The sequence below is a fragment of the Aeromonas sp. MaB10011B genome (genome assembly GCF_017939325.1).
Taxonomy (GTDB): domain Bacteria; phylum Pseudomonadota; class Gammaproteobacteria; order Enterobacterales; family Aeromonadaceae; genus Aeromonas; species Aeromonas caviae.
In genome coordinates, this window is sequence record NZ_JAGKRK010000013.1 from 58,487 (window position 1) to 80,735 (window position 22,249).

General features: G+C 61.2%; 20 protein-coding genes. 12 read left to right on the forward strand and 8 right to left on the reverse strand.

From position 1 onward, the window contains the following. Positions 1-2 precede the first annotated feature (2 nt). From murD to mutT, 12 genes are all read left to right on the forward strand, one after another. Positions 3-1,286, forward strand: coding sequence for a UDP-N-acetylmuramoyl-L-alanine--D-glutamate ligase (gene murD / locus J9893_RS05955; RefSeq protein ID WP_113978317.1), 1,284 nt, complete (start codon positions 3-5; stop codon positions 1,284-1,286). After that, positions 1,283-2,467 carry a cell division protein FtsW gene (gene ftsW / locus J9893_RS05960; RefSeq protein ID WP_010675836.1) on the forward strand — a complete coding sequence of 395 codons (1,185 nt, stop codon included), beginning with the start codon at positions 1,283-1,285 and terminating at the stop codon, positions 2,465-2,467. Before murD ends, ftsW begins: the two co-directional genes overlap by 4 nt. Further along, positions 2,464-3,531 carry an undecaprenyldiphospho-muramoylpentapeptide beta-N-acetylglucosaminyltransferase gene (murG, locus tag J9893_RS05965; RefSeq protein ID WP_113978314.1) on the forward strand — a complete coding sequence of 356 codons (1,068 nt, stop codon included), beginning with the start codon at positions 2,464-2,466 and terminating at the stop codon, positions 3,529-3,531. Before ftsW ends, murG begins: the two co-directional genes overlap by 4 nt. A gap of 110 nt (positions 3,532-3,641) precedes the next feature. Further along, complete coding sequence (murC, locus tag J9893_RS05970; protein ID WP_113978312.1) at positions 3,642-5,096, forward strand: UDP-N-acetylmuramate--L-alanine ligase; 1,455 nt, start codon at positions 3,642-3,644, stop codon at positions 5,094-5,096. 97 nt (positions 5,097-5,193) lie between these two features. After that, positions 5,194-5,946, forward strand: coding sequence for a cell division protein FtsQ/DivIB (locus J9893_RS05975; RefSeq protein ID WP_029314839.1), 753 nt, complete (start codon positions 5,194-5,196; stop codon positions 5,944-5,946). Beyond that, positions 5,927-7,186: a cell division protein FtsA gene (gene ftsA / locus J9893_RS05980; RefSeq protein WP_010675832.1), complete on the forward strand. Its 1,260-nt coding sequence runs from the start codon at positions 5,927-5,929 to the stop codon at positions 7,184-7,186. The genes J9893_RS05975 and ftsA overlap by 20 nt, the downstream gene beginning before the upstream one ends. 39 nt (positions 7,187-7,225) lie before the next feature. Continuing rightward, entirely contained in the window at positions 7,226-8,377 is a 1,152-nt protein-coding gene (ftsZ, locus tag J9893_RS05985) for a cell division protein FtsZ (RefSeq protein WP_005305686.1), read from the forward strand. Between the two features lie 102 nt (positions 8,378-8,479). Next, positions 8,480-9,403 (forward strand): UDP-3-O-acyl-N-acetylglucosamine deacetylase, encoded by a 924-nt coding sequence (gene lpxC / locus J9893_RS05990; RefSeq protein WP_210600911.1) that lies wholly within the window; start codon positions 8,480-8,482, stop codon positions 9,401-9,403. A 140-nt stretch (positions 9,404-9,543) separates the two neighbouring features. After that, positions 9,544-10,449: a M23 family metallopeptidase gene (locus J9893_RS05995; RefSeq protein WP_039040495.1), complete on the forward strand. Its 906-nt coding sequence runs from the start codon at positions 9,544-9,546 to the stop codon at positions 10,447-10,449. Positions 10,450-10,506: 57 nt separating this feature from the next. Further along, positions 10,507-13,227: a preprotein translocase subunit SecA gene (gene secA / locus J9893_RS06000; RefSeq protein ID WP_160837908.1), complete on the forward strand. Its 2,721-nt coding sequence runs from the start codon at positions 10,507-10,509 to the stop codon at positions 13,225-13,227. Positions 13,228-13,292: 65 nt separating this feature from the next. Continuing rightward, positions 13,293-14,477 carry a tetratricopeptide repeat protein gene (locus tag J9893_RS06005; RefSeq protein WP_049637195.1) on the forward strand — a complete coding sequence of 395 codons (1,185 nt, stop codon included), beginning with the start codon at positions 13,293-13,295 and terminating at the stop codon, positions 14,475-14,477. An 8-nt stretch (positions 14,478-14,485) separates the two neighbouring features. Then, complete coding sequence (gene mutT / locus J9893_RS06010; protein WP_171864957.1) at positions 14,486-14,890, forward strand: 8-oxo-dGTP diphosphatase MutT; 405 nt, start codon at positions 14,486-14,488, stop codon at positions 14,888-14,890. Positions 14,891-14,945: 55 nt separating this feature from the next. On the opposite strand, the gene yacG is transcribed toward mutT, so the two are convergent. From yacG to nadC, 8 genes are all read right to left on the reverse strand, one after another. After that, a complete protein-coding gene (gene yacG, locus J9893_RS06015; RefSeq protein WP_039040499.1) occupies positions 14,946-15,140 on the reverse strand; it encodes a DNA gyrase inhibitor YacG in 195 nt (64 codons plus the stop codon). A 10-nt stretch (positions 15,141-15,150) separates the two neighbouring features. After that, a complete protein-coding gene (gene zapD / locus J9893_RS06020) occupies positions 15,151-15,873 on the reverse strand; it encodes a cell division protein ZapD (RefSeq protein WP_043154103.1) in 723 nt (240 codons plus the stop codon). A 37-nt stretch (positions 15,874-15,910) separates the two neighbouring features. Continuing rightward, on the reverse strand, positions 15,911-16,525 hold the full coding sequence (gene coaE, locus J9893_RS06025) for a dephospho-CoA kinase (RefSeq protein WP_049637196.1): 615 nt from the start codon (positions 16,523-16,525) through the stop codon (positions 15,911-15,913). 18 nt (positions 16,526-16,543) lie between these two features. Then, positions 16,544-17,419 (reverse strand): A24 family peptidase, encoded by an 876-nt coding sequence (locus J9893_RS06030; protein ID WP_041211788.1) that lies wholly within the window; start codon positions 17,417-17,419, stop codon positions 16,544-16,546. Between the two features lie 77 nt (positions 17,420-17,496). Then, positions 17,497-18,738 (reverse strand): type II secretion system F family protein, encoded by a 1,242-nt coding sequence (locus J9893_RS06035; RefSeq protein WP_049637197.1) that lies wholly within the window; start codon positions 18,736-18,738, stop codon positions 17,497-17,499. A gap of 127 nt (positions 18,739-18,865) precedes the next feature. Further along, positions 18,866-20,572 carry a type IV-A pilus assembly ATPase PilB gene (gene tapB / locus J9893_RS06040; protein ID WP_210600912.1) on the reverse strand — a complete coding sequence of 569 codons (1,707 nt, stop codon included), beginning with the start codon at positions 20,570-20,572 and terminating at the stop codon, positions 18,866-18,868. Between the two features lie 3 nt (positions 20,573-20,575). Beyond that, positions 20,576-21,070 carry a prepilin-type N-terminal cleavage/methylation domain-containing protein gene (tapA, locus tag J9893_RS06045; protein WP_210600913.1) on the reverse strand — a complete coding sequence of 165 codons (495 nt, stop codon included), beginning with the start codon at positions 21,068-21,070 and terminating at the stop codon, positions 20,576-20,578. A gap of 312 nt (positions 21,071-21,382) precedes the next feature. Continuing rightward, positions 21,383-22,246, reverse strand: coding sequence for a carboxylating nicotinate-nucleotide diphosphorylase (gene nadC / locus J9893_RS06050; protein ID WP_210600914.1), 864 nt, complete (start codon positions 22,244-22,246; stop codon positions 21,383-21,385). Between the last annotated feature and the right edge of the window lie 3 nt (positions 22,247-22,249).

A 22,249-nucleotide genomic window follows, 5' to 3' on the forward strand; every position in this document is an offset into this window, starting at 1 on the left:
CCATGGTCATCATCATCGGACTCGGCAAAACCGGACTCTCCTGCGTCGATTACTTCCTCGACCGCGGCGTCACGCCGCTGGTGATGGACACCCGTGCCAACCCGCCGGGCAAGGACGAGCTTCCCCCCGAGGTGGAGCTCATCCACGGGTTGGACGCTGAGCGGCTCAAGCAGGCGCACATGATAGTGGCGAGCCCGGGCATCGCCCTGGCGACTCCGGAGTTGAAGGCCGCCGCCGAGTTCGGGGTGCGCATCGTCGGTGACATCGAACTGTTCGTGCGTGAAACCCAGACGCCCGTCATCGCCATCACCGGCTCCAACGGCAAGAGCACGGTCACCACCCTGGTGGGTGAGATGATCGCCGAGGCGGGACTCAAGGTCGGTGTGGGGGGCAATATCGGCACCCCGGCGCTGTCGCTCCTCAAGCAGCCCATGGATCTCTGCGTGCTGGAGCTCTCCAGCTTCCAGCTGGAGACCACCTACAGCCTGCGGGCCGCCGCCTCCGTGGTCTTGAACCTCAGTGAAGATCATATGGATCGCTATACCGGCATGGCGGATTACCGCGCCGCCAAGATGGAGATCCATCAGTACTCCCAGCACATCCTGATCAATCGCGACGATCCCCAGACCCTGCCCGATGTGGGTCAGGTGTGGCAGAGTTTCGGCCTCGACTGCAACGGCTACGGTCGCTGCGAGCTGGAGGGCCGTCACTGGCTGACCTTGCACGGTGAGCCGCTCCTGGCGGTGGACGAGATGAAGATAGTGGGTGCCCACAACCAGGCCAATGCCCTGGCGGCCATGGCCCTGTGCGATGCGGTGGGCATTCCCCGCGAGGCACAACTTGCCGTGCTGCGCCGCTTTGAAGGCCTGCCTCACCGTGCCCGCTTCGTGCGTGAGGTAAATGGGGTGCGCTGGATCAACGACTCCAAGGCCACCAACGTGGGGGCGACCCTGGCCGCCGTGGCCGGGGTGCGTGAAGCGGTCAAGGGCCGCCTGCTGCTGCTGGCCGGTGGCCAGGGCAAGGGGCAGGACTTCGGCCCGGTGCAGGCGCTGCTCGGCAGCCAGATCGATCACATGTACTGTTTTGGTCAGGATGCCGAGGTGCTGCTGGCCCTGGGCGAACAGACCGAGCGGGTTGCCGATCTTGACGCTGCTGTCGCCAAGGCGGCGGCCGACGCCAGGCCTGGTGACTGGGTGCTGCTGGCGCCGGCCTGCGCGAGCCTGGATCAGTTCAAATCCTTTGAAGCGCGCGGCGATCGCTTCACCGAACTGGTGATGGGCTTATGAACGCCCTGCGCGTGGTTGCGGGATTCTTACAGCGCTGGTTGCTACCGGCACGCCCCGCCGGTCTTTATGATCGGCAACTGGTGGTACTGGCCCTCGCCCTGATGGGCGTCGGGCTGGTAATAGTGGCGTCCGCTTCCATTCCTGAGGGGATCGCCATCAACAACGATCCCTTCATGTTCGTGAAGCGCCACGGCATGTTCCTGGTGATGGCGCTGGGTATCTCCTGGTTCGTGTTGCAGGTGCCCATGGCACGCTGGCAGCACTACAACGGCCCCATGTTGTTGCTGGCCATCGTGTTGCTGGTGATGGTGTTGCTGGTGGGGCGCAGCGTCAACGGTTCGGTACGCTGGCTGCCGCTGGGCCCCTTCAACTTGCAGCCGGCCGAGTTCGGCAAGCTGGCGCTGTTCGTCTATCTGGCGGGTTATCTGGTGCGCCGTCAAAGCGAGGTGCGCGAGCGCTTCATCGGCTTCATGAAACCCATGGCGGTGCTGTTCGTGGTGGCCATCCTGCTGCTGGCCCAGCCGGATCTCGGGTCAGTGGTGGTGATGTTCGTCACCTCCCTCGGCATGCTGTTCCTGGCCGGTGCCCGGCTGGTGCAGTTCATCGGTCTCATCCTGGTGGGTGTGAGCGCCGTGGTGACCCTGATCATCGCGGAGCCCTACCGGATGCGGCGGGTGACCTCCTTCCTCGACCCCTGGGCCGATCCCTTTGGCAGCGGCTATCAGCTGACCCAGTCCCTGATGGCCTTTGGTCGGGGGAGCTGGTTTGGCGAGGGGCTCGGCAACTCCATCCAGAAGATGGAGTACCTGCCGGAGGCCCACACCGACTTCGTGTTCGCCATTCTGGGCGAAGAGCTGGGCTACGTGGGGGTGCTTGGCGCACTCTTCCTGATTTTTGCGCTGGCGGTGAAGGCGCTCAAGCTGGGTCACCAGGCGCTGGTGGCCGAGCGGCTCTATGAAGGTTATCTGGCCATCGGCATCGGCATCTGGTTCAGCTTCCAGACTTTCGTCAACGTCGGTGCCGCCAGCGGCATGATGCCTACCAAGGGGCTGACCCTGCCACTGGTCAGTTATGGCGGCTCCAGTCTCATCATCATGATGGTGGCGGTGAGCATGTTGATTCGTATCGATTTCGAGTTGCGCCAGGCAAGTGCCCAGGCGCGCGTGCGGGAGGTTGCGTGAGCAAGACGTTACTGGTGATGGCGGGTGGTACCGGGGGCCATGTGTTCCCCGGCCTGGCCGTCGCCGATCGCCTCAAGGCCCAGGGCTGGACCATCCACTGGCTCGGCACTGCCGACCGGATGGAGGCGGAGCTGGTGCCTGCCCATGGTTATCCCATCTCCTTCATTGACATCCAGGGGGTGCGTGGCAACGGCATCAAGCGTCTGCTCGCGGCGCCCTACCGTGTCATCAAATCCGTGCTGCAGGCCCGCCAGGTGCTCAAGACCATCCAGCCCGATGTGGTGCTGGGCATGGGGGGCTTCGCCTCCGGCCCGGGTGGCGTGGCCGCCTGGCTGTCCGGCATTCCGCTGCTGCTGCACGAGCAGAATGCCGCCGCCGGCCTGACCAACAAGCTGCTGGCCCGTATCGCCAGGCGGGTACTGATGGCCTTCCCGGGTGCCTTCGCCCCCAATGCCCGTACCGCAGTGGTGGGCAACCCGGTGCGCCCCGAGGTGGTGGCGCTGCCGGATCCCCAACTGCGCAGCAGCAGCGATCCTCTGCGCCTGCTTGTGGTTGGTGGCAGCCTGGGGGCCCGGGTCCTCAACGAGCAGGTGCCTCCTGCGGTTGCAGCTGCCGGTGTGCCCATCGAGGTGCGTCACCAATGCGGCAAGGGCAACGAGGAGGCCGTGGCTGCTTCCTATGCCGGGCTGGGGGTCGAGGCCGAGGTGAGTGAATTTATCAAGGACATGGCGGATGCCTATGCCTGGGCGGACCTGGTGGTGTGCCGCGCCGGCGCATTGACCGTCTCCGAAGTGGCCGCCGCCGGTGTGGCCGCCATCTTCGTGCCCCTGCCCCATGCGGTGGACGATCACCAGACCCGCAACGCCCTGACCCTGGTCGACGGCGGTGCGGCCGAGTTCCTGCCCCAGTCCGAGCTGACGCCGGCGGCGCTGGCGTCGCGCCTATCCTGGCTCGCCGGGCGCAGGGAAACCCTGTTGAACATGGCCCAGGCCGCGCGCCGGGTCGCCATCATCGATGCCGCCGAACGGGTTGCCGATGAGTGCAAACGGCTCGCCACCGGCTGAGCCAAACGAGATGGAAGGCCCAGATGTGCCGCCAAGGCCCCGCTTCTGTCTTCGAACTGATGAATGTCGCCGAATGAAAATGGCCTGTGGCCGCGAATTGAGAAAGAACTATGACCAAGGTTGAACTGGCAAAACTGCGTACCGTTATCCCCGAAATGCGCCGCGTGCGTCGCATCCACTTCATCGGCATCGGTGGCGCCGGTATGGGCGGTATTGCGGAAGTGCTTGCCAATGAAGGGTATCAGGTGACCGGCTCGGATCTGGCCCGCAACGGGGTGACTGAACGCCTGGCCTCTTTGGGCGCACACATCTTTGTCGGTCACAGTGCCGAGCATGTGGACGGTGCCAGCGTGGTGGTGGTTTCCACCGCCATCAAGCAGGACAACCCCGAGCTGCTGGCTGCCCGCGAGCTGCGTATTCCCGTGGTGCGCCGCGCTGAAATGCTGGCGGAACTGATGCGCTTCCGTCACGGCATCGCCATTGCTGGGACCCACGGCAAGACCACCACCACCAGTCTGGTGGCGAGCATCTATGCCGAGGCGGATCGCGACCCCACCTTCGTCATCGGCGGTCTGCTCAACAGCGCCGGCACCAATGCCCGCCTGGGCAGCAGCCGTTATCTGATTGCCGAGGCGGACGAGAGCGACGCCTCCTTCCTGCATCTGCAACCCATGGTCTCCATCGTGACCAATATCGAAGCGGATCACATGGACACCTATGGTGGCGATTTCTCCAGGTTGAAGGCCACCTTCATCGATTTCCTGCACAACCTGCCGTTCTACGGCCTGGCCGTGGTGTGCGTGGATGACCCCGTGATCCGCGCCATGCTGCCGGAGATCGCCCGTCCCACCCTCACCTACGGTCTGAGCGATGATGCCGATGTGCAGGTGCTGGACTTCGTGCAGACCAGCAATCGCAGCAGTTTCCGGGTGCGCCGTGCAGGGGCGGGTGAGCTGGAGGTGACCCTGAATCTGCCGGGCATCCACAACGCCCTCAACGCCGCCGCCGCCATTGCGGTGGCAACCGAAGACGGCATCGGCGACGAGGCCATCATCCAGGCACTTTCCAAGTTTGAAGGGGTGGGGCGCCGCTTCCAGCAATATGGCGAGTTTGAAACCGGCCGTGGCAAGGCCATGCTGGTGGACGATTACGGTCATCACCCGAGCGAAGTGAAGGTGACCATCAACGCCGCTCGCGCCGGCTGGCCCGAGAAGCGGCTGGTGATGGTGTTCCAGCCGCACCGCTACAGCCGGACCCGGGATCTCTACGAAGATTTCGCGGATGTGCTTTCCAAGGTGGACGTGCTGGTGATGCTGGAGGTCTATGCCGCCGGTGAGGAGCCCATTCCCGGTGCCGATGGCCGTGCCTTGTGCCGTTCCATCCGCTCCCGCGGCACCCTGGAGCCCATCTTTGTCGCAACGCCGGACGATGTGCCCGCGGTGCTGGCCGACCTGATTGGCGAGGGGGATCTGGTATTGACCCAGGGGGCGGGTAACGTCGGTGCGCTGGCCCGTCGTCTCGGCGAGATGAAATTGAGCGTGGATAGCATGAAATCCGGTGCCTGAGGGCCCAATGAGTATTTTGACCGCCAAGCCGAGGCCTATATAATGGCGAACCGGTCTGCAAGTGGCCGGCATGGCGCGTTTTACGGGGATCGATCGGGTGGAGGCAAGGGCACAAGGGCGCACCAAGGGGGGCTTCATCGCCGGGGTGGCATTTTTCATCCTGGTCATGTGGGGGCTCTACCAGACTGCGCTGGATGTTAAAGACTGGCTGACGGATGCCAGTCGGTTGCCCATGAGCGAGCTGTTGCTGCAGGGGCAACACGAATATTTGAAGGCCGATGAGTTGCGTGCTGCCGTGCTGGATGGTGCCGAACTTCGCAACTTCTTCGAGCTGGATGTGAACGAATTGCAGGCGCGTCTGAACGCTCTGCCCTGGGTGGCCCAGGTCTCGGTACGAAAGAAGTGGCCGAACAAGATCAAGGTCTATCTCACGGAACAGGATGTGGCGGCTCGCTGGAACGGCAACCGCTTCGTCAACACCAAGGGTGAGGTATTCAGTGCCCCGGACAGGGTGAAGAAGCCCCTGATGCAGTTGTCCGGGCCCGATGATCAGGCCGCCAAGGTGCTGGAAGCCAGCCATCAGTACGAAACGCTGCTGGCGGCCAAGGGATACAAGTTGCTGGGGGTGAATCTGACCCCCCGCCATGCCTGGGAACTGACCCTGGATGGCAACATTCAGCTGTTTGTGGGGCGCTCGGATATCGCGCTTCGTCTGCAGCGGTTTATCGATGCCTTTCCGGTCATCGAGCCCCGTGAGCGGGTTGCTTACGTGGATCTTCGATACGACACCGGGATGGCAGTTGGCTGGAAGAAAAGCGAAGAGAAAGTGAATGACCAACACCGCAGATAGAAATTTGATTGTCGGACTGGATATCGGCACGACCAAGGTGGCGGTACTGGTTGGCGAAGTATTGCCTGATGGCGAACTCAATGTCATCGGCATGGGCAGCCACGCTTCTCGCGGGATGGAGAAGGGCGGGGTCAATGACCTCGACTCCGTGGTCAAGTCCCTGCGCCGCGCGGTGGAAGAGGCCGAGATGATGGCAGACTGCCAGATCAGTTCCGTCTATCTGGGGCTGTCCGGCAAGCACATCGATTGCCGCAACGAGACCGGCATGGTGCCCATCTCCGACGAAGAGGTGACCCAGGAGGATGTGGACAACGTCATCCACACCGCCAAGTCGGTGCGGTTGTCTGACGAGCTCCGGGTGCTGCACGTGCTGCCTCAGGAGTTCGCCATCGACTATCAGGAAGGGATCAAGAACCCGGTTGGCCTCTCCGGCGTGCGGATGGCAGCCAAGGTGCATCTCATCACCTGCCACAACGACATGGCGCGCAACATCGAGAAGTGTGTGGAGAAGGTGGGTCTGCGGGTGGATCAGCTGATCTTCTCCGCCCTGGCCTCCAGCTACGCCGTGCTGACCGAAGACGAGAAGGAGCTTGGTGTCTGCGTGGTGGACATCGGTGGTGGCACCATGGACATGTCGCTCTTTACCGGCGGCGCCCTGCGCCACACCAAGGTGATTCCCTATGCGGGCAGCACGGTGACCAGCGACATCGCCTATGCCTTCGGCACGCCGCCGCTGGATGCGGAGGCGATCAAGGTGCGCTATGGCTGTGCCCTCGGCCGCCTGGTCAGCAAGGAAGACAATATCGAAGTGCCCAGTGTCGGCGGTCGCCCGGCGCGCAGCCTGCAACGGCAGACACTGGCGGAAGTGATTGAACCCCGTTACACCGAGTTGCTCTCCATGGTGAATGACGAGCTGGTGCGGGTGCAGAGCGAATTGAAGGCACAGGGGGTCAAGCATCAGCTGGCCGCCGGTGTGGTCTTGACCGGTGGCGCGGCCCAGATCGAAGGCATTGTGGAGTGCGCAGAGCAGATCTTCCAGAGCCAGGTCCGGGTGGGCGAGCCCATGAATATCCGGGGATTGAGTGACTACGTACAGGCACCGGTGTACTCGACTGCGGTCGGGTTGTTGCAGTACGGCCGCACCAACCAATCCACCGGCAGTAACAAGGAATATGCCGCCAAGGCAAGCGTAGGTGGGCTGGTCAAACGGGTCAGCAACTGGTTGCGTGGCGAGTTCTAAAGATTTTGCTGAGTCAGGCAAATAAAGCGGAGAGACAACATGTTTGAATTTATGGATAGCCACACTGACGAAGCCGTCATCAAGGTGATAGGTGTGGGTGGCGGCGGCGGCAACGCAGTCGAGCACATGGTTCGTCAAAACATCGAAGGTGTCGAGTTCATCACCGTGAACACCGACGCCCAGGCACTGCGCAACTCCAGTGCCAATACCACCTTGCAGATCGGCGGTGGCATCACCAAGGGTCTGGGTGCCGGGGCCAACCCGGAAGTGGGTCGTGACGCCGCCATGGAAGACAGGGAAGCGCTGCGCGAGCTGCTGACCGGTTCCGACATGGTGTTCATCGCTGCCGGCATGGGTGGTGGTACTGGTACAGGTGCTGCCCCGATCGTGGCCGAAGTGGCCCGCGAGATGGGTATCCTGACCGTTGCCGTCGTGACCAAACCGTTCTCCTTCGAAGGGAAGAAGCGGATGGGCTTCGCCGCTCACGGCATCGAAGAGCTCTCCAAGAACGTCGACTCACTGATCACCATCCCCAACGACAAGTTGCTGAAGGTGCTGGGTCGCGGCATCTCCCTGCTGGACGCCTTCAAGGCGGCCAACGACGTGCTGCTGGGTGCAGTACAGGGCATCGCCGAGCTGATCACCCGCCCGGGCCTCATCAACGTCGACTTCGCGGACGTGCGTACCGTGATGCGCGAGATGGGTACCGCCATGATGGGTACCGGCTCCGCCTCCGGTGACGACCGTGCCGAAGAAGCGGCCGAGAAGGCCATCTCCAGCCCGCTGCTGGAAGACGTGGATCTGGCCGGTGCCCGCGGCATCCTGGTCAACATCACTGCTGGCATGGACATGACCATCGAAGAGTTCGAGACCGTGGGTAACGCGGTCAAGGCCTTCGCGTCCGAGAACGCTACCGTGGTGGTGGGTACCGTAATCGACCCGGAAATGCACGACGAACTGCGCGTTACCGTAGTGGCGACCGGTATCGGTGCCGAGCGCAAGCCCGACATCACTCTGGTCAAGAACAACATGGTTCAAGAGCGTCCGGCCCGTCAGCCCCTGATCAGCGAAGCCCTGCAGTCTCGCGTGATGGAAGAGGCCCCGGCCAAGGTGGTGAACGCCGAGCCGCAAGCTCGTCGCGAACCGGATTATCTCGATATTCCTGCGTTCCTGCGCAAGCAGGCAGACTAAGCCTCTGATGGCTCTGGTTTGTTTGTTGCTTAAGGATTGTGCTAAGATGGCCCGGCAACGACCATCTGGTCAGGAATTTGAGCTGTTAAAGCGGATACGCCCATGATTAGACAAAGAACCTTGAAAACGAGTGTCCAGGCCACCGGTGTGGGCCTGCATTCGGGCCGGAAAGTCACTATGACGTTCCGTCCGGCGCCTGTTAACACAGGGATCGTTTACTTGCGTACCGATCTGAATCCTGTGGTCGCGCTGCCAGCCAACGCCGATCAGGTGCGTGATACCGTGCTTTGTACCGCTCTGGTGAACGAAGCCGGTGTTCGCGTGTCGACCATCGAACATCTGTCTGCCGCTCTGGCCGGGATGGGCATCGACAACCTCTATGTCGAGGTTGATGCCCCCGAGATCCCGGTAATGGACGGCAGTGCGCATCCGTTCATCTATCTGCTGCAGGAAGTGGGTATTCGTGAACAGAACGCACCCAAGCAGTTCGTGCGGATCAAGCAGAGCATCCGGGTTGAAGACGGCGACAAGTGGGCGGAATTCCACTCCTATCGCAACGGCTTCAAGATGGATCTCGAGATCGATTTCCAGCATCCGGTGTTTGAAGGCCGCAACCAGCGTTGCGTGCTGGACTTCTCCGGCAGCTCCTTCGTGAAAGAGATCAGCCGTGCCCGTACCTTCGGCTTCATGCGTGACATCGAGTACCTGCGTTCCCAGAACCTGGCACTGGGCGGCAGCCTGGAAAACGCCGTGGTGCTGGATGACTACCGGGTGCTGAACGAAGATGGTCTGCGCTACGAAGACGAGTTCGTGAAGCACAAGATGCTGGATGCCATCGGCGATCTGTACATGTGCAATCGCAGTATCATCGGTGAATTCCGTGCCTACAAGACGGGCCATGCCCTGAACAACAAGCTGCTGCGTGCCCTGCTGGCCCAGCAGGAGGCCTGGGAACTGGTGACCTTCGAGGGTGAGGGCGACAAAGCGCCTATCGCTTACTACGACAACGGTCTGGTTCTGGCCTGATAGCTGTGCAACAGGACGTCGGTCATCTCTCCGCACCGACGTCCTGTCATTTGTTTATTCCATCCTTTAATACCGATTATCTCCCGGTTTTATTGCCCGTGCAGGCCTTTGGCCTCACCTGACCGAGAAGACAGATTTCTATGAGTATTACCCTGATCCTCCACGGTAAGCAGCGCCGCAGGTTGCACTTACCCAAACAACGGCTGGCCTGGGTCGGCGGTATTCTCTTCACTGTATTGGCCTTGGGGGGCGGCTGGCTCTGGCAGAGCTGGCAGCAGAAAATGGAGGCGCTGGAAGTGGCGCTGACCCTGGCGCAGCAGCAAAAATCCACGCAAGGGGCCGATGAAGCCCGCGAACAGCTTGCCATGCTGGCCGCCCAGGTGGGCACCATGCAGGGACAACTTGGTCGCCTCAACGCCCTCGGCGAGCGCCTGACCGAGAAGGCGGACCTCGATCCCGAGGAGTTCAACTTCAAGGAGCTGCCCCCGATGGGCGGCCCTTCCTACGATGCAGACCTGGAAGTCAGCCTGGGTGAACTGCAAGATTCCATGGAACACCTCAGCCGTCAGCTCAGCAGCCGCGAAGAACAGCTGTCGGTACTTGAATCCTTCATCATGAACCACCATATCACCGATGCGGGTTTCATCCCCGGCTCACCGGTCAAGCAGGAGCGTGTCTGGATCTCCTCCGGTTTCGGTGGGCGGGTCGATCCGTTCAACGGTCGCGCCAAGATGCACAAAGGGGTGGATTTCCGCGGCAGGCCCGGCACCCCCATCCTGGCGACAGGCAAGGGGATTGTCAGCTGGGCGGGGCGCCATCCGGAGTTTGGCAACATGGTGGAGATTGACCATGGCAATGGTCTGGTCACCCGCTATGCCCACAATTCCAAGTTGCTGGTGGATGTGGGCACCCTGGTCGATGAGGGCCAGAAGATTGCCCTGATGGGGCGAACCGGTCGTGCAACCGGAGTTCATTTGCATTACGAAGTGTTGAAAGATGGTCGTCAGGTCAACCCCGCGCGCTTTCTGAATGCCAGACGGGGTTAGGTTTTTTCTTCAGGTTCCAGTGACGGAACGCTTATATAACCAAAACAGTTGGTACCCATGATTAGCACACTGCTCACCAAGATTATCGGCAGCCGGAACGACAGAACGCTCAAGGCTTTGCGTAAAATTGTAAAACAAATCAATGCGATGGAACCTCAATTCGAGGCACTGTCCGATCAGGAACTGCAGGCGAAGACCGCCGAGTACCGTCAACGTCTGGAGCAGGGCGAAACACTGGAGCAGTTGCTGCCGGAAGCGTTCGCCACCGTCCGTGAAGCCTCCCGCCGTGTGTTCGGCATGCGTCACTTCGACGTCCAGCTGATCGGCGGCATGGTGCTGAACTCCAACCGCATCGCCGAAATGAAGACAGGTGAAGGTAAAACCCTGACGGCCACCCTGCCGGCCTACCTGAACGCCCTGACCGGCCGCGGTGTGCACGTCGTGACGGTGAACGACTATCTGGCCAAGCGTGATGCGGAAGCCAACCGCCCGCTGTTCGCCTTCCTCGGCATGACGGTGGACTGCAACGTGCCCGGCATGGATGCGTCCCAGAAGCGCGATGCCTACGCTGCCGACATCACCTACGGTACCAACAACGAATTCGGTTTCGACTACCTGCGCGACAACATGGCATTCTCGCCGGAGCAGCGCGTACAGCGTCCGCTCAACTACGCGCTGGTGGATGAGGTGGACTCGGTGCTCATCGATGAAGCCCGCACCCCGCTCATCATCTCCGGTCCGGCGGAAGACAGCTCCGCCATGTACACCCAGATCAACAAGTTGATCCCGCTGCTGGTCAAGCAGGACAAGGAAGACTCCGAGGAGTACACCGGCGACGGCCACTACACGGTGGACGAGAAGAACCGCCAGGCGCTGCTGACCGAAAACGGCCAGATCTTCGTGGAAGAGCTGCTCAAGAAAGAGGGACTGCTGGCCGAGGATGACTCCCTGTTCTCCGCCACCAACATCAGCCTGCTGCATCACGTCAATGCCGGCCTGCGTGCGCACACCCTGTTCGAGCGCAACGTCGACTACATCGTCCAGAAGGACGAGATCGTCATCGTCGACGAGCACACCGGCCGCACCATGCCGGGTCGTCGCTGGTCAGACGGTCTGCACCAGGCGGTCGAGGCGAAGGAAGGGGTCAAGATCCAGAACGAGAACCAGACCCTGGCCTCCATCACCTTCCAGAACTATTTCCGTCTGTACGACAAGCTGGCGGGCATGACGGGGACTGCCGATACCGAAGCCTTTGAATTCCAGCAGATTTATGGCCTGGATACCGTGGTCATCCCGACCAACAAGCCGATGGTGCGCAAAGACATGGGCGATCTGGTCTACCTGACCGCCCAGGAGAAATACGCGGCCATCGTGCAGGACATCCGCGAGTGCGTGAAGCGCGGCCAGCCCGTGCTGGTCGGTACCGTCTCCATCGAGAACTCCGAGCTGCTTTCCGGCATCCTGACCAAGGAAAATATCCCGCACAAGGTGCTGAACGCCAAGTTCCACGCCATGGAAGCGGAGATAGTCGCCCAGGCAGGCCAGACCGGCGCCGTCACCATCGCCACCAATATGGCCGGTCGTGGTACCGACATCGTGCTGGGCGGCAACTGGCAGGCGGAAATCGCCCAGTTGGAGAACCCGACCGAGGAGCAGATTGCCGAGCTGAAAGCGGCCTGGCAGGTGCGTCACGATGCGGTATTGGCCGCCGGTGGTCTGCACATCATAGGTACCGAGCGCCATGAATCCCGTCGTATCGACAACCAGCTGCGCGGCCGTTCCGGTCGTCAGGGTGATCCGGGTTCCTCCCGCTTCTACCTCTCCATGGAAGATACCCTGATGCGGATCTTCGCCTCCGACCGCGTGACCGGCATGATGAAGAAGCTGGGCATGGAAGAGGGCGAGGCCATCGAGCATCCCTGGGTGACCAAGGCCATCGAGAATGCCCAGCGCAAGGTGGAAGGTCGCAACTTCGACATCCGTAAAAACCTGCTCGAGTTTGACGACGTGGCCAACGATCAGCGCAAGGTGGTCTACGAGCAGCGCAACGAACTGCTGGACACCAACGACATCTCCGAGACCATTCACGTCATCCGTGACGACGTCTACGGCGCCATCATCGATGAGTACATCCCGCCCCAGTCCCTGGAAGAGATGTGGGACGTGCCGGGTCTGGAAGCGCGTCTGAAGTCCGATTTCGCCCTGGATCTGCCGCTGCAGCAGTGGCTGGCGGAAGACGACAAGCTGTATGAAGAGAAGCTGCGCGAACGCATCCTGGATGAAGCCACCAAGCTCTATGCCCACAAGGAAGAGCTGGTCGGCAAGGAGGTGCTGCGCAACTTCGAGAAGGCGGTGATGCTGCAAACGCTGGATGGTCTGTGGAAGGAGCACCTGGCGGCCATGGATCACCTGCGCCAGGGCATCCATCTGCGCGGCTACGCCCAGAAGAACCCCAAGCAGGAGTACAAGCGCGAATCCTTCGATCTGTTCACCCAGATGCTGGAAACCCTCAAGCGCGACGTGGTCAGCATCCTGAGCCGGGTACAGGTGCAGGAGCGGGATGTGGAGGCGATGGAAGAGCAGCAGCGCCAGCAGGCCGAAGCCGCTCCCCGTACCTACACCCATGCCACGGCCGAAAACCAGCTGGCTGACGAGGATACGGGTGGGGGCGAGGGCCATACCACCTTCGTGCGCGACGAGCAGAAGATCGGGCGCAATGATCCCTGCCCCTGTGGTTCGGGTAAAAAATACAAGCACTGTCACGGTCAGCTGACCTGACACCCTGCCATGATGAATACACCGCCTCCGGGCGGTGTATTCATTTTCGGACCAAGGAGGGGACGATGAGCAGATTGCCGGCGGGATGGGATGGGGAGGCACATGGGCACTGGCTGCAGGAGAGACGCCAGGAGGCGATCCGTTGTGTGCTGAGCAGGCTGAACGCAGAGACGAACAAATCTGTTCCCCTGCAACTGCAGTTTGCCTATTACCTCTTTTTGTCCGGCGATCCCGCCTCGGCGGCCCAGGTGCTGACGCTGGCGTACCGGTCCGCACCCGATAACACTGAGGTGCTGCGCAATCTCTGTGTCTGCCTCTCGCGCTCCGAACAACATGAGCGGGCCGTGATGCACCTGGTCGAACTGGTGCGGCGCGAGCCGGATGATTATCTGGTCCATGACGGGCTTTGCACTTCCCTTGCCAAGCTGGGACGCCATGAAGAAGCGGCACAAGCGGGAACCCGTGCCCTGACTCTCAAGGATGAGGCCGTCTCGCAGCCTGTCGCGGGGTGGGTGCTGCCGGCAGAGGGGCCGGATGACTGGCTCGCGGAGCAGGGGGAGAAGCAGGCAGTCATCGCCTTCTCCTTGTGGGGAGTACAGCCCCGCTATTTGCGGGGAGCGCTCGACAATGTGCTGGCCGCAGCTTACCTCTATCCGGGCTGGCGGGTGCGTTTTTATGTGGATGGCAGTGTCCCTCAGGGGTTTCTGGCCTGCCTGCAAGAACATGGCGCCGAGATAAAGGTGCAGCCCGATGGCCAATCCCAGCGTCAGCGCCTCTGCTGGCGCTTCCAGGTCGCCAATGATCCCGGAGTGGGGCGCTTTCTTGTGCGCGATGCGGACTCCGTGCTGAATCTGCGGGAGCGGCTTGCGGTCGATGACTGGCTTGCATCGGGGCGCTGGTTCCATATCATGCGTGACTGGTGGAGCCACACCGATCTGGTGCTGGCCGGCATGTGGGGCGGTGTGGCCGGTGTGCTGCCTCCCCTTGCGCCGCTGATGGCGAGCTATCAGCCCAGTACCATGGAAACACCGAACATCGACCAGTGGTTCTTGCGAGACTGTTTATGGCGCTATCTGCGCCAGAGCGCGCGGGTACACGATCGTTGTTTCACTCCGCCCGGTGCGGTGCCCTGGCCGCAGGTTGCGCCGCCGGGCAATGAGCATGTCGGGCAGGATCTCTTCAGGGCCCGGGGGGATCAGCAGGCCATTCGGCTTGCCCCCTGGATCGCCCGTTTGCCGTGTTTACGCTGAGGACAATGATGGAACAGAAGAAACGGATCTGGGTGGCGGTGGGCGTCATCGAGAACGAACGGGGCGATATCTTCATCGCCAAACGCTCAGCCGATCGCCATCAGGGGGATCGCTGGGAGTTTCCCGGTGGCAAGGTGGAGTCGGGGGAGGATCTGCTCACCGCGCTGGACAGGGAATTGTGGGAAGAGATCGGGATCCGGGTGCAGGATTGTGCCCCCTTCATGGAGCTGCACCACGACTACCCCGACAAGCAGGTCTTGCTGGATATCTGGAAGGTGACCCGCTTCCACGGCGAGCCCTTTGGCAAGGAGGGGCAGGAGTGCCGCTGGGTGCCACTGGCCTCGCTGCACGAATACCGCTTCCCGGATGCCAACGGCCCCATCGTCGCGCGGTTGCAGGCCTCGCTTGCCTGAAAGGATCGATACCAACGAAAAAGGGCCTGAGGGCCCTTTTTTGATCGTGAAGTGTTTATTGCCAGGGATCGCCCTGTTCCGGGTCGGGCAGCAGATCCGGGTTGATCTCGCCCGGGATGCGCTTCTGTTCATCCGCCCACTCGCCGAGGTCGATCAGCTGGCAGCGCTTGCTGCAGAAGGGGCGAAACGGGCTCTGCGGACCCCATTCGATCTCGCTCTGACAGGTCGGACACTTTACCTTGGTCACCATGGGGCGCTCCTCAACAACAGGCGAGCTGGAAGGAGACGTCGCCTATCTGCTGCTCCGTCGTCGGCAGGAAGCGCAGGGCGAAGCGGTTCTTGTGGCCGCTCAGGGTTGGATAGCAGGGCTGGGTGCCCGCCAGACGGATGCGGATCAGTTCAGCCCCTTCGGCAGTATCCTGGAAGAAGCCGTTGGTGGCCACCTGGTCGCTGAAGTTGCCCGACTCGCGCCACAGGCGCAGCAACAGGGAGATGGCGTTCATCAGCAGGGTGATGTCACTCAGCCATTGCTGCATCTGCTGGTGGCGGGTGACGGCCGGGGTCGCCAGCCAGTGGTGCAGTTGCGGCACATCGAAGGCGCACAGACCACCCGGAATGGAGAAGCGCTGACGAATGGAGCCGAGCAGGCGATCCTCTTTCAGACGGGCGCCGGGGCGCGGGGAGTTCAGCAGGTTGCGGGAGAGCTGGGTGCTCTCCTGCTGCATCCGCTGGATCTGCTCGAGATCGACGTCAGGCAGACTGGCCCAGTGGTTTAGGCGTTGGCCGAGGCGCTCCAGATCCTTGATGAGATCGGCACGCAGGTCACCACGCTCCAGCAACTCCTGCAAATCGAACAACCCCTTGAAGAAGGCGATATGTGCCCAGGACTGGTCACTCTCCAGATTGTCGCGGATCTGGGAAAACAGGGACTCCAGACGAAGATAGGTCCGGCTTTTTTCATTGAGGGGAAAATCGTAAATCATGCCTAATCCTGGCCAGCCATAAACCGGCCTAGTGTACTCACAGTTGGTGGGCTTGTTGAGAGGCAAATGCCAGATATGTCTGGTGCAGGGCGAAAATTCGCTGCCAGATGGTCTCACTCGTACCACTCTGGTTGTCCAGGACGTCGTCGGCCATCGCCAGGCGCTCGCTGCGGCTCGCCTGGGACGCCAGTATCGCCTGGGCCTGTTCCCGACTGACGCCATCGCGGCGGCAGGTACGCTCGATTTGCGTCGCTTCGTCCACATCGATCACCAGTACCCGATCGGCGAGGGAAGTGAGCCTGTTTTCCACCAGCAAGGGGACGACCATCAGGCAGTAGGGGGAGCGGGTTGCCGCACACTGGCGCAGCATCTCGGTGCGGATGAGGGGATGGAGCAGGGCATTGAGCCACTCCTTGGCCTGCGAATCGGTGAAGATCCGCTCTCGCAGCCGGCGGCGATCGAGCTGGCCATCGGGGGCAACGACATCCGGGCCAAAATGGGCGGCGATGGCAGCCAGAGCAGGGGTGGCGGGCTCCACTACCTCGCGGGCGATGATGTCCGCATCCACCACCTCGATGCCCAGCTCGGCAAAGCGGTTGGCAACCGTGGTCTTGCCGCTGCCGATTCCCCCTGTGATTGCGACTACATACATGGGTCAGAGATCCTTTTGCTAGAGCACGACATCAAGATACCAGCGGGTGATGCTATCGCCCCACAGCAGCGTTATCCAGCCCGCGATGGCGAGATAGGGGCCAAAGGGAATGGGTTTGCCCTGGTGGTGGTTGCGCAGCAGGATGAGACCGATGCCGATGATGGCGCCCGCCAGCGAAGAGAGCAGCAGCACGATGGGCAAGGCTTGCCAGCCGAGCCAGGCGCCCAGCGCCGCCAGCAGTTTGAAATCCCCGTACCCCATCCCTTCCTTGCCGGTCAGCAGCTTGAAGGCCCAGTAGAGGCTCCAGAGCACCAGATAACCCGCCATGGCGCCGACCACCCCATCGGCCAGGGGCACGAAACCGCCCGCCAGATTGAACAGCAGGCCACCCCAGAGCAGGGGCAGGGTGAGCTGATCCGGCAAGAGCATCTTGTCCAGGTCGATGAAGGTCAGTGCGACCAATGTCCAGGTGAGCAACAAAGCGGCAAGGGTGCCCCAGCCGGGGGAAAGCGCGGCTGCTACCGAGACCGACAGCAGGGCGGTGAGCAGCTCGACCAGGGGATAGCGAGCCGAAATGGGGGCGTGGCAGTTGCGGCAGCGCCCTCTGAGGCATAGCCAGCTCAACAGGGGAATGTTCTCCAGCGCCCCTATGGGGTGGTCGCAGTGGGGGCAGCGGGAGCGAGGCACCATGAGGTTGTACCGTCCGGTTGCAGGAGGAGTCTCTTCACCGTCACCGAAATAGTCGCTGTATTCGGCATACCAGGCCCGCTCCATCATGATGGGCAGGCGATGGATCACCACGTTCAGGAAGCTGCCCACCATCAGGGAGAAAAGGAAAATCAAGGAGAGATAGAGCCAGGGCAAGCCCTGGGCCAGTTCGATCAAAGGCACCATAGATCAATCGCTTGTGTCGGGAACGGGGATGACAGATGGCCGGGGGAAATGTACCGCCCGGCCCTCTGTCGAGGGGGTCAGTGTATCACAGAGCCCAGCTTGAAAATGGGGAGGTACATGGCCACGACCATGCCGCCGACCAGCACCCCGAGCACCACCATGATGATGGGTTCGAGCAGGCTGGTGAGGCCGTCGACCATGTCGTCCACTTCCTGTTCGAAAATGGCGGCGACCTTGGAGAGCATGTCGTCGATGGCGCCGGATTCCTCACCGATCATCACCATCTGGGTCACCATGTCGGGGAAAAGATCCACGGTGCGCATGGCGACGTTGATCTGCATGCCGGCCACCACCTCGTTGCGAATGGCCATGGTCGCAGTGCGATAGACATAGTTGCCCGATGCTCCGGCCGCCGAGACCAGGGCATCCACCAGTGGGATACCGGCGGAGAAGGTGGTGGAGAGGGTGCGGGCAAAACGGGCCATGGCCGCCTTGTGCAGTATGTTGCCCACCACGGGAATGGTGAGGATGAACTTGTCCGTGTTGTCCCTGACCTTCTGGGATTTTCGCCAGGCCCGCACATAGAGGAAGACGGCGAGAGCCGCGCCGCCAAAGATGGCGTACCACCACTCCTGCATAAAGCGGGAGATGGTGATGACGAACCGGGTAAAGGCGGGCAGCTCGGCACCGAAGCTCTTGAAGATATCCTCGAACTGGGGAATGACGAAGAGCAGCAGGATGGAGGTGACGACGATGGCCACCAGAATGACCATGGACGGATAGAACATGGCCTTCTTGATCTTGGATTTGAGGGCTTCGTTCTTCTCGCGGTAGATGGCAATCCGGTCGTAGATGGTCTCCAGAGCACCGGATTGCTCGCCTGCCTCGACCAGATCGCAGTAGAGATCATCAAAGTAACGGGGATGGCGGCGCAGCGCCTCCGACAGCGGGGTGCCGGTCTCCACATCGGCGGCGATCTGGCCGATTAGTTCGCGCACCGCCGTCTTTTCATGGCCTCGGGCGATGATCTGCAGGCTCTGCACCAGAGGAACGCCGGCGGAGAGCATGGTGGTGATCTGACGGGAGATGACGGCGATATCCATCGGCTTGATCCGGGCGCCGCCCTTGGAGAACAGCCCCTGTCCCTGCTTGCTGACCTTGGTGACATTGACGCCCTGCTTGCGCAGCTCCGCCTTGACGGTATTGATGCTGTCGGCCTGCAACTCGCCAGACACCTTCTGTCCCTTGCGATTGAACCCGTGCCAGCGGAAGGAGAAGACCTTTTTTGGTGCGTTCTGTTTTTGAGCTAATGTGGCCATCACTGCATCCTGCAATTGGGCGACGGTAGCCGGGTGCTGCTGCCCATCCGGCTCATCTTGGCTTGAAGAACATCATCGGGGTGATGGCAGCGGCTTCACCCGGTGAGATGACTCGAACACAGCGTACTCAGTTGGTAGTGATCCTGTTTATTTCGGCCAGGCTGGTGACTCCCAGGCGGGCTTTTTCAAGGCCGGAGGTGCGCAGGGTGCGCATCCCTTCCTTCTGGGCGATGGCTGCGATTTGCAGCGAGTTGGCGCCCTGCATGATGAGCTTGGCGATGTTGTCTGACATCAGCATGATCTCATAGATCCCGACCCGTCCTCGGTAGCCTCCCGAGCACTCCTTGCACCCCACGGGCTTGAACAGTCGCAAGCCGGCGGCCAGTTGCTGCTGGGTAAAGCCCAGCTCCAGCAGCTCGGCTTCCGGCACCACCTCGGGCGCCTTGCAGTGATCGCACAACTTGCGGGCGAGGCGCTGGGCCATGATGAGGGTGACCGAGGAGGCGATGTTGAAGGCGGGGACACCCATGTTCATCATCCGGGTGAGCGTCTCGGCCGCCGAGTTGGTGTGCAGGGTGGACAGCACAAGGTGGCCGGTCTGGGCGGCCTTGATGGCGATCTCGGCGGTTTCCAGATCCCGGATCTCCCCCACCATGACGATGTCGGGATCCTGGCGCAGGAAGGAGCGCAGGGCGCTGGCGAAGGTGAGCCCCGCCTTGGGGTTGATCTGCACCTGGTTCACGCCGGGCAGGTTGATCTCCACCGGATCCTCGGCGGTGGAGATGTTGACCTCGTTGGTATTGAGGATATTGAGACCGGTATAGAGCGATACCGTCTTGCCCGAGCCGGTGGGGCCGGTGACCAGTATCATCCCCTGGGGTTTGGAGAGGGCGTGCAGGTATTGTCCCTTCTGGCGGTCGTCAAAGCCGAGTTGATCGATATTGAGCCTGGCTGCAGATGAATCTAGTAGCCGGATGACGATCTTCTCGCCCCACATGGTGGGCAGGGTGTTGACCCGCATGTCCATGGATCTGTTGCGCGAAATCTTGAGCTTGATGCGGCCATCCTGGGGCAGACGCCGCTCGGCGATGTCGAGCCGCGCCATGACTTTTAAGCGCGCCGCGAAACGGTTTGCCAGGTTCACTGGCGGGGTGGCGATTTCGTGCAGTATGCCGTCGATCCGAAAGCGGATCCGGTACTTGGTCTCGTAAGGTTCGAAATGCAGGTCCGAGGCGCCGCGCTTGATGGCGTCCATCATGATCTTGTGGATGTACTTGACGATGGGGGCGTCGTCGTCGGTGGTATTGACCCCCTCATCGAGCCGCGAGCCCTCGTCGGAGACCTCGAGCTCCGAGATTTCGGCCTCGTCGATGTGATCCATACCCAGGGTATCCTGCTCGCTCTCCATCAGCTTGCCGATGGCTGCGGTGAGCTTGCTCTCCTCGACCAGCAGGGCTTCCGTGTGCAGGCCGAAGCTGAAGCCGAAATCCTCCAGGGCCGACACATTAGTCGGGTCTGACATGGCGATATAGAGGGTGTGACCTTGTGTGTAGATGGGCAGAACGTGGTGTTTCTCGATCAGCTTCTGATTGAGGTATTTCTGCGGGATCTCGGCCAAGTCGAAGGCGGCAAGATCCAGCAGAGGTACCCCATACTCCAGCTCGCAAAAATCCGCCAGCGCCTTGCTGTCGAGGATATCGTTCTCGATCAGAAAGGTGACAAAGGGCTTGCGCTGCGCCCTGGCCTGGCTCAGGTAGCGCAGTGAGTCCGGCTCACTGAGGAGGGAGGAAGCGGCCAGGCTGGTGGCCAGGCCGCTATTGAGGCTAGAGGTCATGCGTTAGCACATACCAGCTTGAGCGCAGGTTCCTTCTGTTCTTGTCCAATTAACTTGCTTTGAGTCTTCAATCGTACCAGACAAGACAAAGGTGGGGTTTGCTGGATCCAGAGCATCAAAGTCTGCACCGCTTTTAACTTGAATATTCACCCCTCTGGCTCCGCTTGCTGCCGCCAACGTATCGCCTGCTGCTGAAGAGATATCAATTCTGTCAGTATTGGAATTGACAATGGCAGATGCCAAAGCGCTATTTGCTGCATCTACGCACTCTGCCCCAGCACCTGCAGTGCTTGTGTTAATATCTGCAGGTGCAACATCCAACCCTTGAGCACATACCTCAAAGGCTGTTTTAGCTGGTCCAGCTGCAGCTATTACTTCAGAAAATTTGGCTCGTAACGTATATGTCTGATACGCCGGCAACGCGATGGCGGCCAGAATGGCGACGATCGCAACGACTATCATCAATTCGATTAGCGTAAACCCTGACTGTTTTTTCATGTCAAATATCCTTTTGTCCATGGTTCCTGAAAAGTGCCGGTGGAAATCTATCCACACTCCAGCATCTTATCCGAGCGCTTCGGGTTGGCAACAGAGGCGGGGACCTTGTTCGCCGCTTTTATGTCATTTAGTGAAATGTGTAGAAAAATCAAAGATTAAATGGCTTCTATTGGCACTTGTCATGAGGCGGGAGGGCTCATCTTCATACTCCTTATGTCGTGGGATCCTGCATAAAGAAAAGGCGCCGATGGCGCCTTTTGCAAGTTTCGAGCCCTGTAATATTTTTGGGCACGAGCAACGGATGGGGCTTGCTCAAGCCTCGACAAAGCGCATGGAGAGATCCAGTGCCCGCACATGCTTGGTCAGCGCTCCCACCGAGATGAAGTCGATCCCGGTCGCGGCGTATCCGGCAAGGGTATCGAGGGTGACGTTGCCGGAGACTTCCAGCTTGGCTCTGCCCTGATTGAGGCGAACGGCTTCCTGCATCATGGGTATGTCGAAGTTGTCCAGCATCACGATGTCGGCACGGGCTGCCAGCGCCTGCTCCAGCTCGGCCAGGGACTCCACCTCCACTTCCACCGGCCTGCCCGGATTGAGGTAGCGTGCCTGTGCGATCGCCGGCGCTATACCGCCGCAGGCGAGGATATGGTTCTCCTTGATGAGATAGGCGTCATAGAGACCGATGCGGTGGTTCTTGCCGCCGCCACAGGTGACCGCATACTTCTGGGCGGTGCGAAGACCCGGCAGGGTCTTGCGGGTGTCGAGCAATCGGCAGTCCGTTCCCTCCAGCTCGGCCACATAACGGGCGGTCAGGGTGGCGACGCCGGACAGGGTTTGCACGAAGTTCAGGGCATTGCGCTCGCCGGTCAGCAGCACCCGGGCCGGGCCGTGGAGGCGAAACAGCTCCTGATTGGGGGCAAGGCGTTCACCATCTTGCACTTTCCACTCGACCTTCACTTCGCCACCGAGCTGGGCAAACACCTCGTCGACCCAGGGTTGACCGCAGAATACGCCGGCCTCGCGGGTGATGACCCGCGCCGTCGAGATGCGGTCGGCCGGGATCAGCTGGGCGGTGATATCGGCGCTGGCATCCGGTTGATCCAGTGTGGTGAGGGCATCGCCCAAGTCTTCGAGTAGTGCGGCGCGCACGGCGCGGCGGATGTCCTGTTGTAACATGCC

Excerpts from the sequence above, each read along its gene's own strand:
- murC (WP_113978312.1), top strand. The coding sequence starts at position 3,642 with ATGACCAAGGTTGAACTGGCAAAACTGCGTACCGTTATCCCCGAAATG.
- J9893_RS06005 (WP_049637195.1), top strand. The coding sequence starts at position 13,293 with ATGAGCAGATTGCCGGCGGGATGGGATGGGGAGGCACATGGGCACTGG.
- ftsA (WP_010675832.1), top strand. The coding sequence starts at position 5,927 with ATGACCAACACCGCAGATAGAAATTTGATTGTCGGACTGGATATCGGC.
- J9893_RS05995 (WP_039040495.1), top strand. The coding sequence starts at position 9,544 with ATGAGTATTACCCTGATCCTCCACGGTAAGCAGCGCCGCAGGTTGCAC.
- ftsZ (WP_005305686.1), top strand. The coding sequence starts at position 7,226 with ATGTTTGAATTTATGGATAGCCACACTGACGAAGCCGTCATCAAGGTG.
- lpxC (WP_210600911.1), top strand. The coding sequence starts at position 8,480 with ATGATTAGACAAAGAACCTTGAAAACGAGTGTCCAGGCCACCGGTGTG.
- coaE (WP_049637196.1), bottom strand. The coding sequence starts at position 16,525 with ATGTATGTAGTCGCAATCACAGGGGGAATCGGCAGCGGCAAGACCACG.
- mutT (WP_171864957.1), top strand. The coding sequence starts at position 14,486 with ATGGAACAGAAGAAACGGATCTGGGTGGCGGTGGGCGTCATCGAGAAC.
- secA (WP_160837908.1), top strand. The coding sequence starts at position 10,507 with ATGATTAGCACACTGCTCACCAAGATTATCGGCAGCCGGAACGACAGA.
- zapD (WP_043154103.1), bottom strand. The coding sequence starts at position 15,873 with ATGATTTACGATTTTCCCCTCAATGAAAAAAGCCGGACCTATCTTCGT.
- tapA (WP_210600913.1), bottom strand. The coding sequence starts at position 21,070 with ATGAAAAAACAGTCAGGGTTTACGCTAATCGAATTGATGATAGTCGTT.
- J9893_RS06030 (WP_041211788.1), bottom strand. The coding sequence starts at position 17,419 with ATGGTGCCTTTGATCGAACTGGCCCAGGGCTTGCCCTGGCTCTATCTC.
- nadC (WP_210600914.1), bottom strand. The coding sequence starts at position 22,246 with ATGTTACAACAGGACATCCGCCGCGCCGTGCGCGCCGCACTACTCGAA.
- J9893_RS06035 (WP_049637197.1), bottom strand. The coding sequence starts at position 18,738 with ATGGCCACATTAGCTCAAAAACAGAACGCACCAAAAAAGGTCTTCTCC.
- ftsW (WP_010675836.1), top strand. The coding sequence starts at position 1,283 with ATGAACGCCCTGCGCGTGGTTGCGGGATTCTTACAGCGCTGGTTGCTA.
- tapB (WP_210600912.1), bottom strand. The coding sequence starts at position 20,572 with ATGACCTCTAGCCTCAATAGCGGCCTGGCCACCAGCCTGGCCGCTTCC.
- murD (WP_113978317.1), top strand. The coding sequence starts at position 3 with ATGGTCATCATCATCGGACTCGGCAAAACCGGACTCTCCTGCGTCGAT.
- yacG (WP_039040499.1), bottom strand. The coding sequence starts at position 15,140 with ATGGTGACCAAGGTAAAGTGTCCGACCTGTCAGAGCGAGATCGAATGG.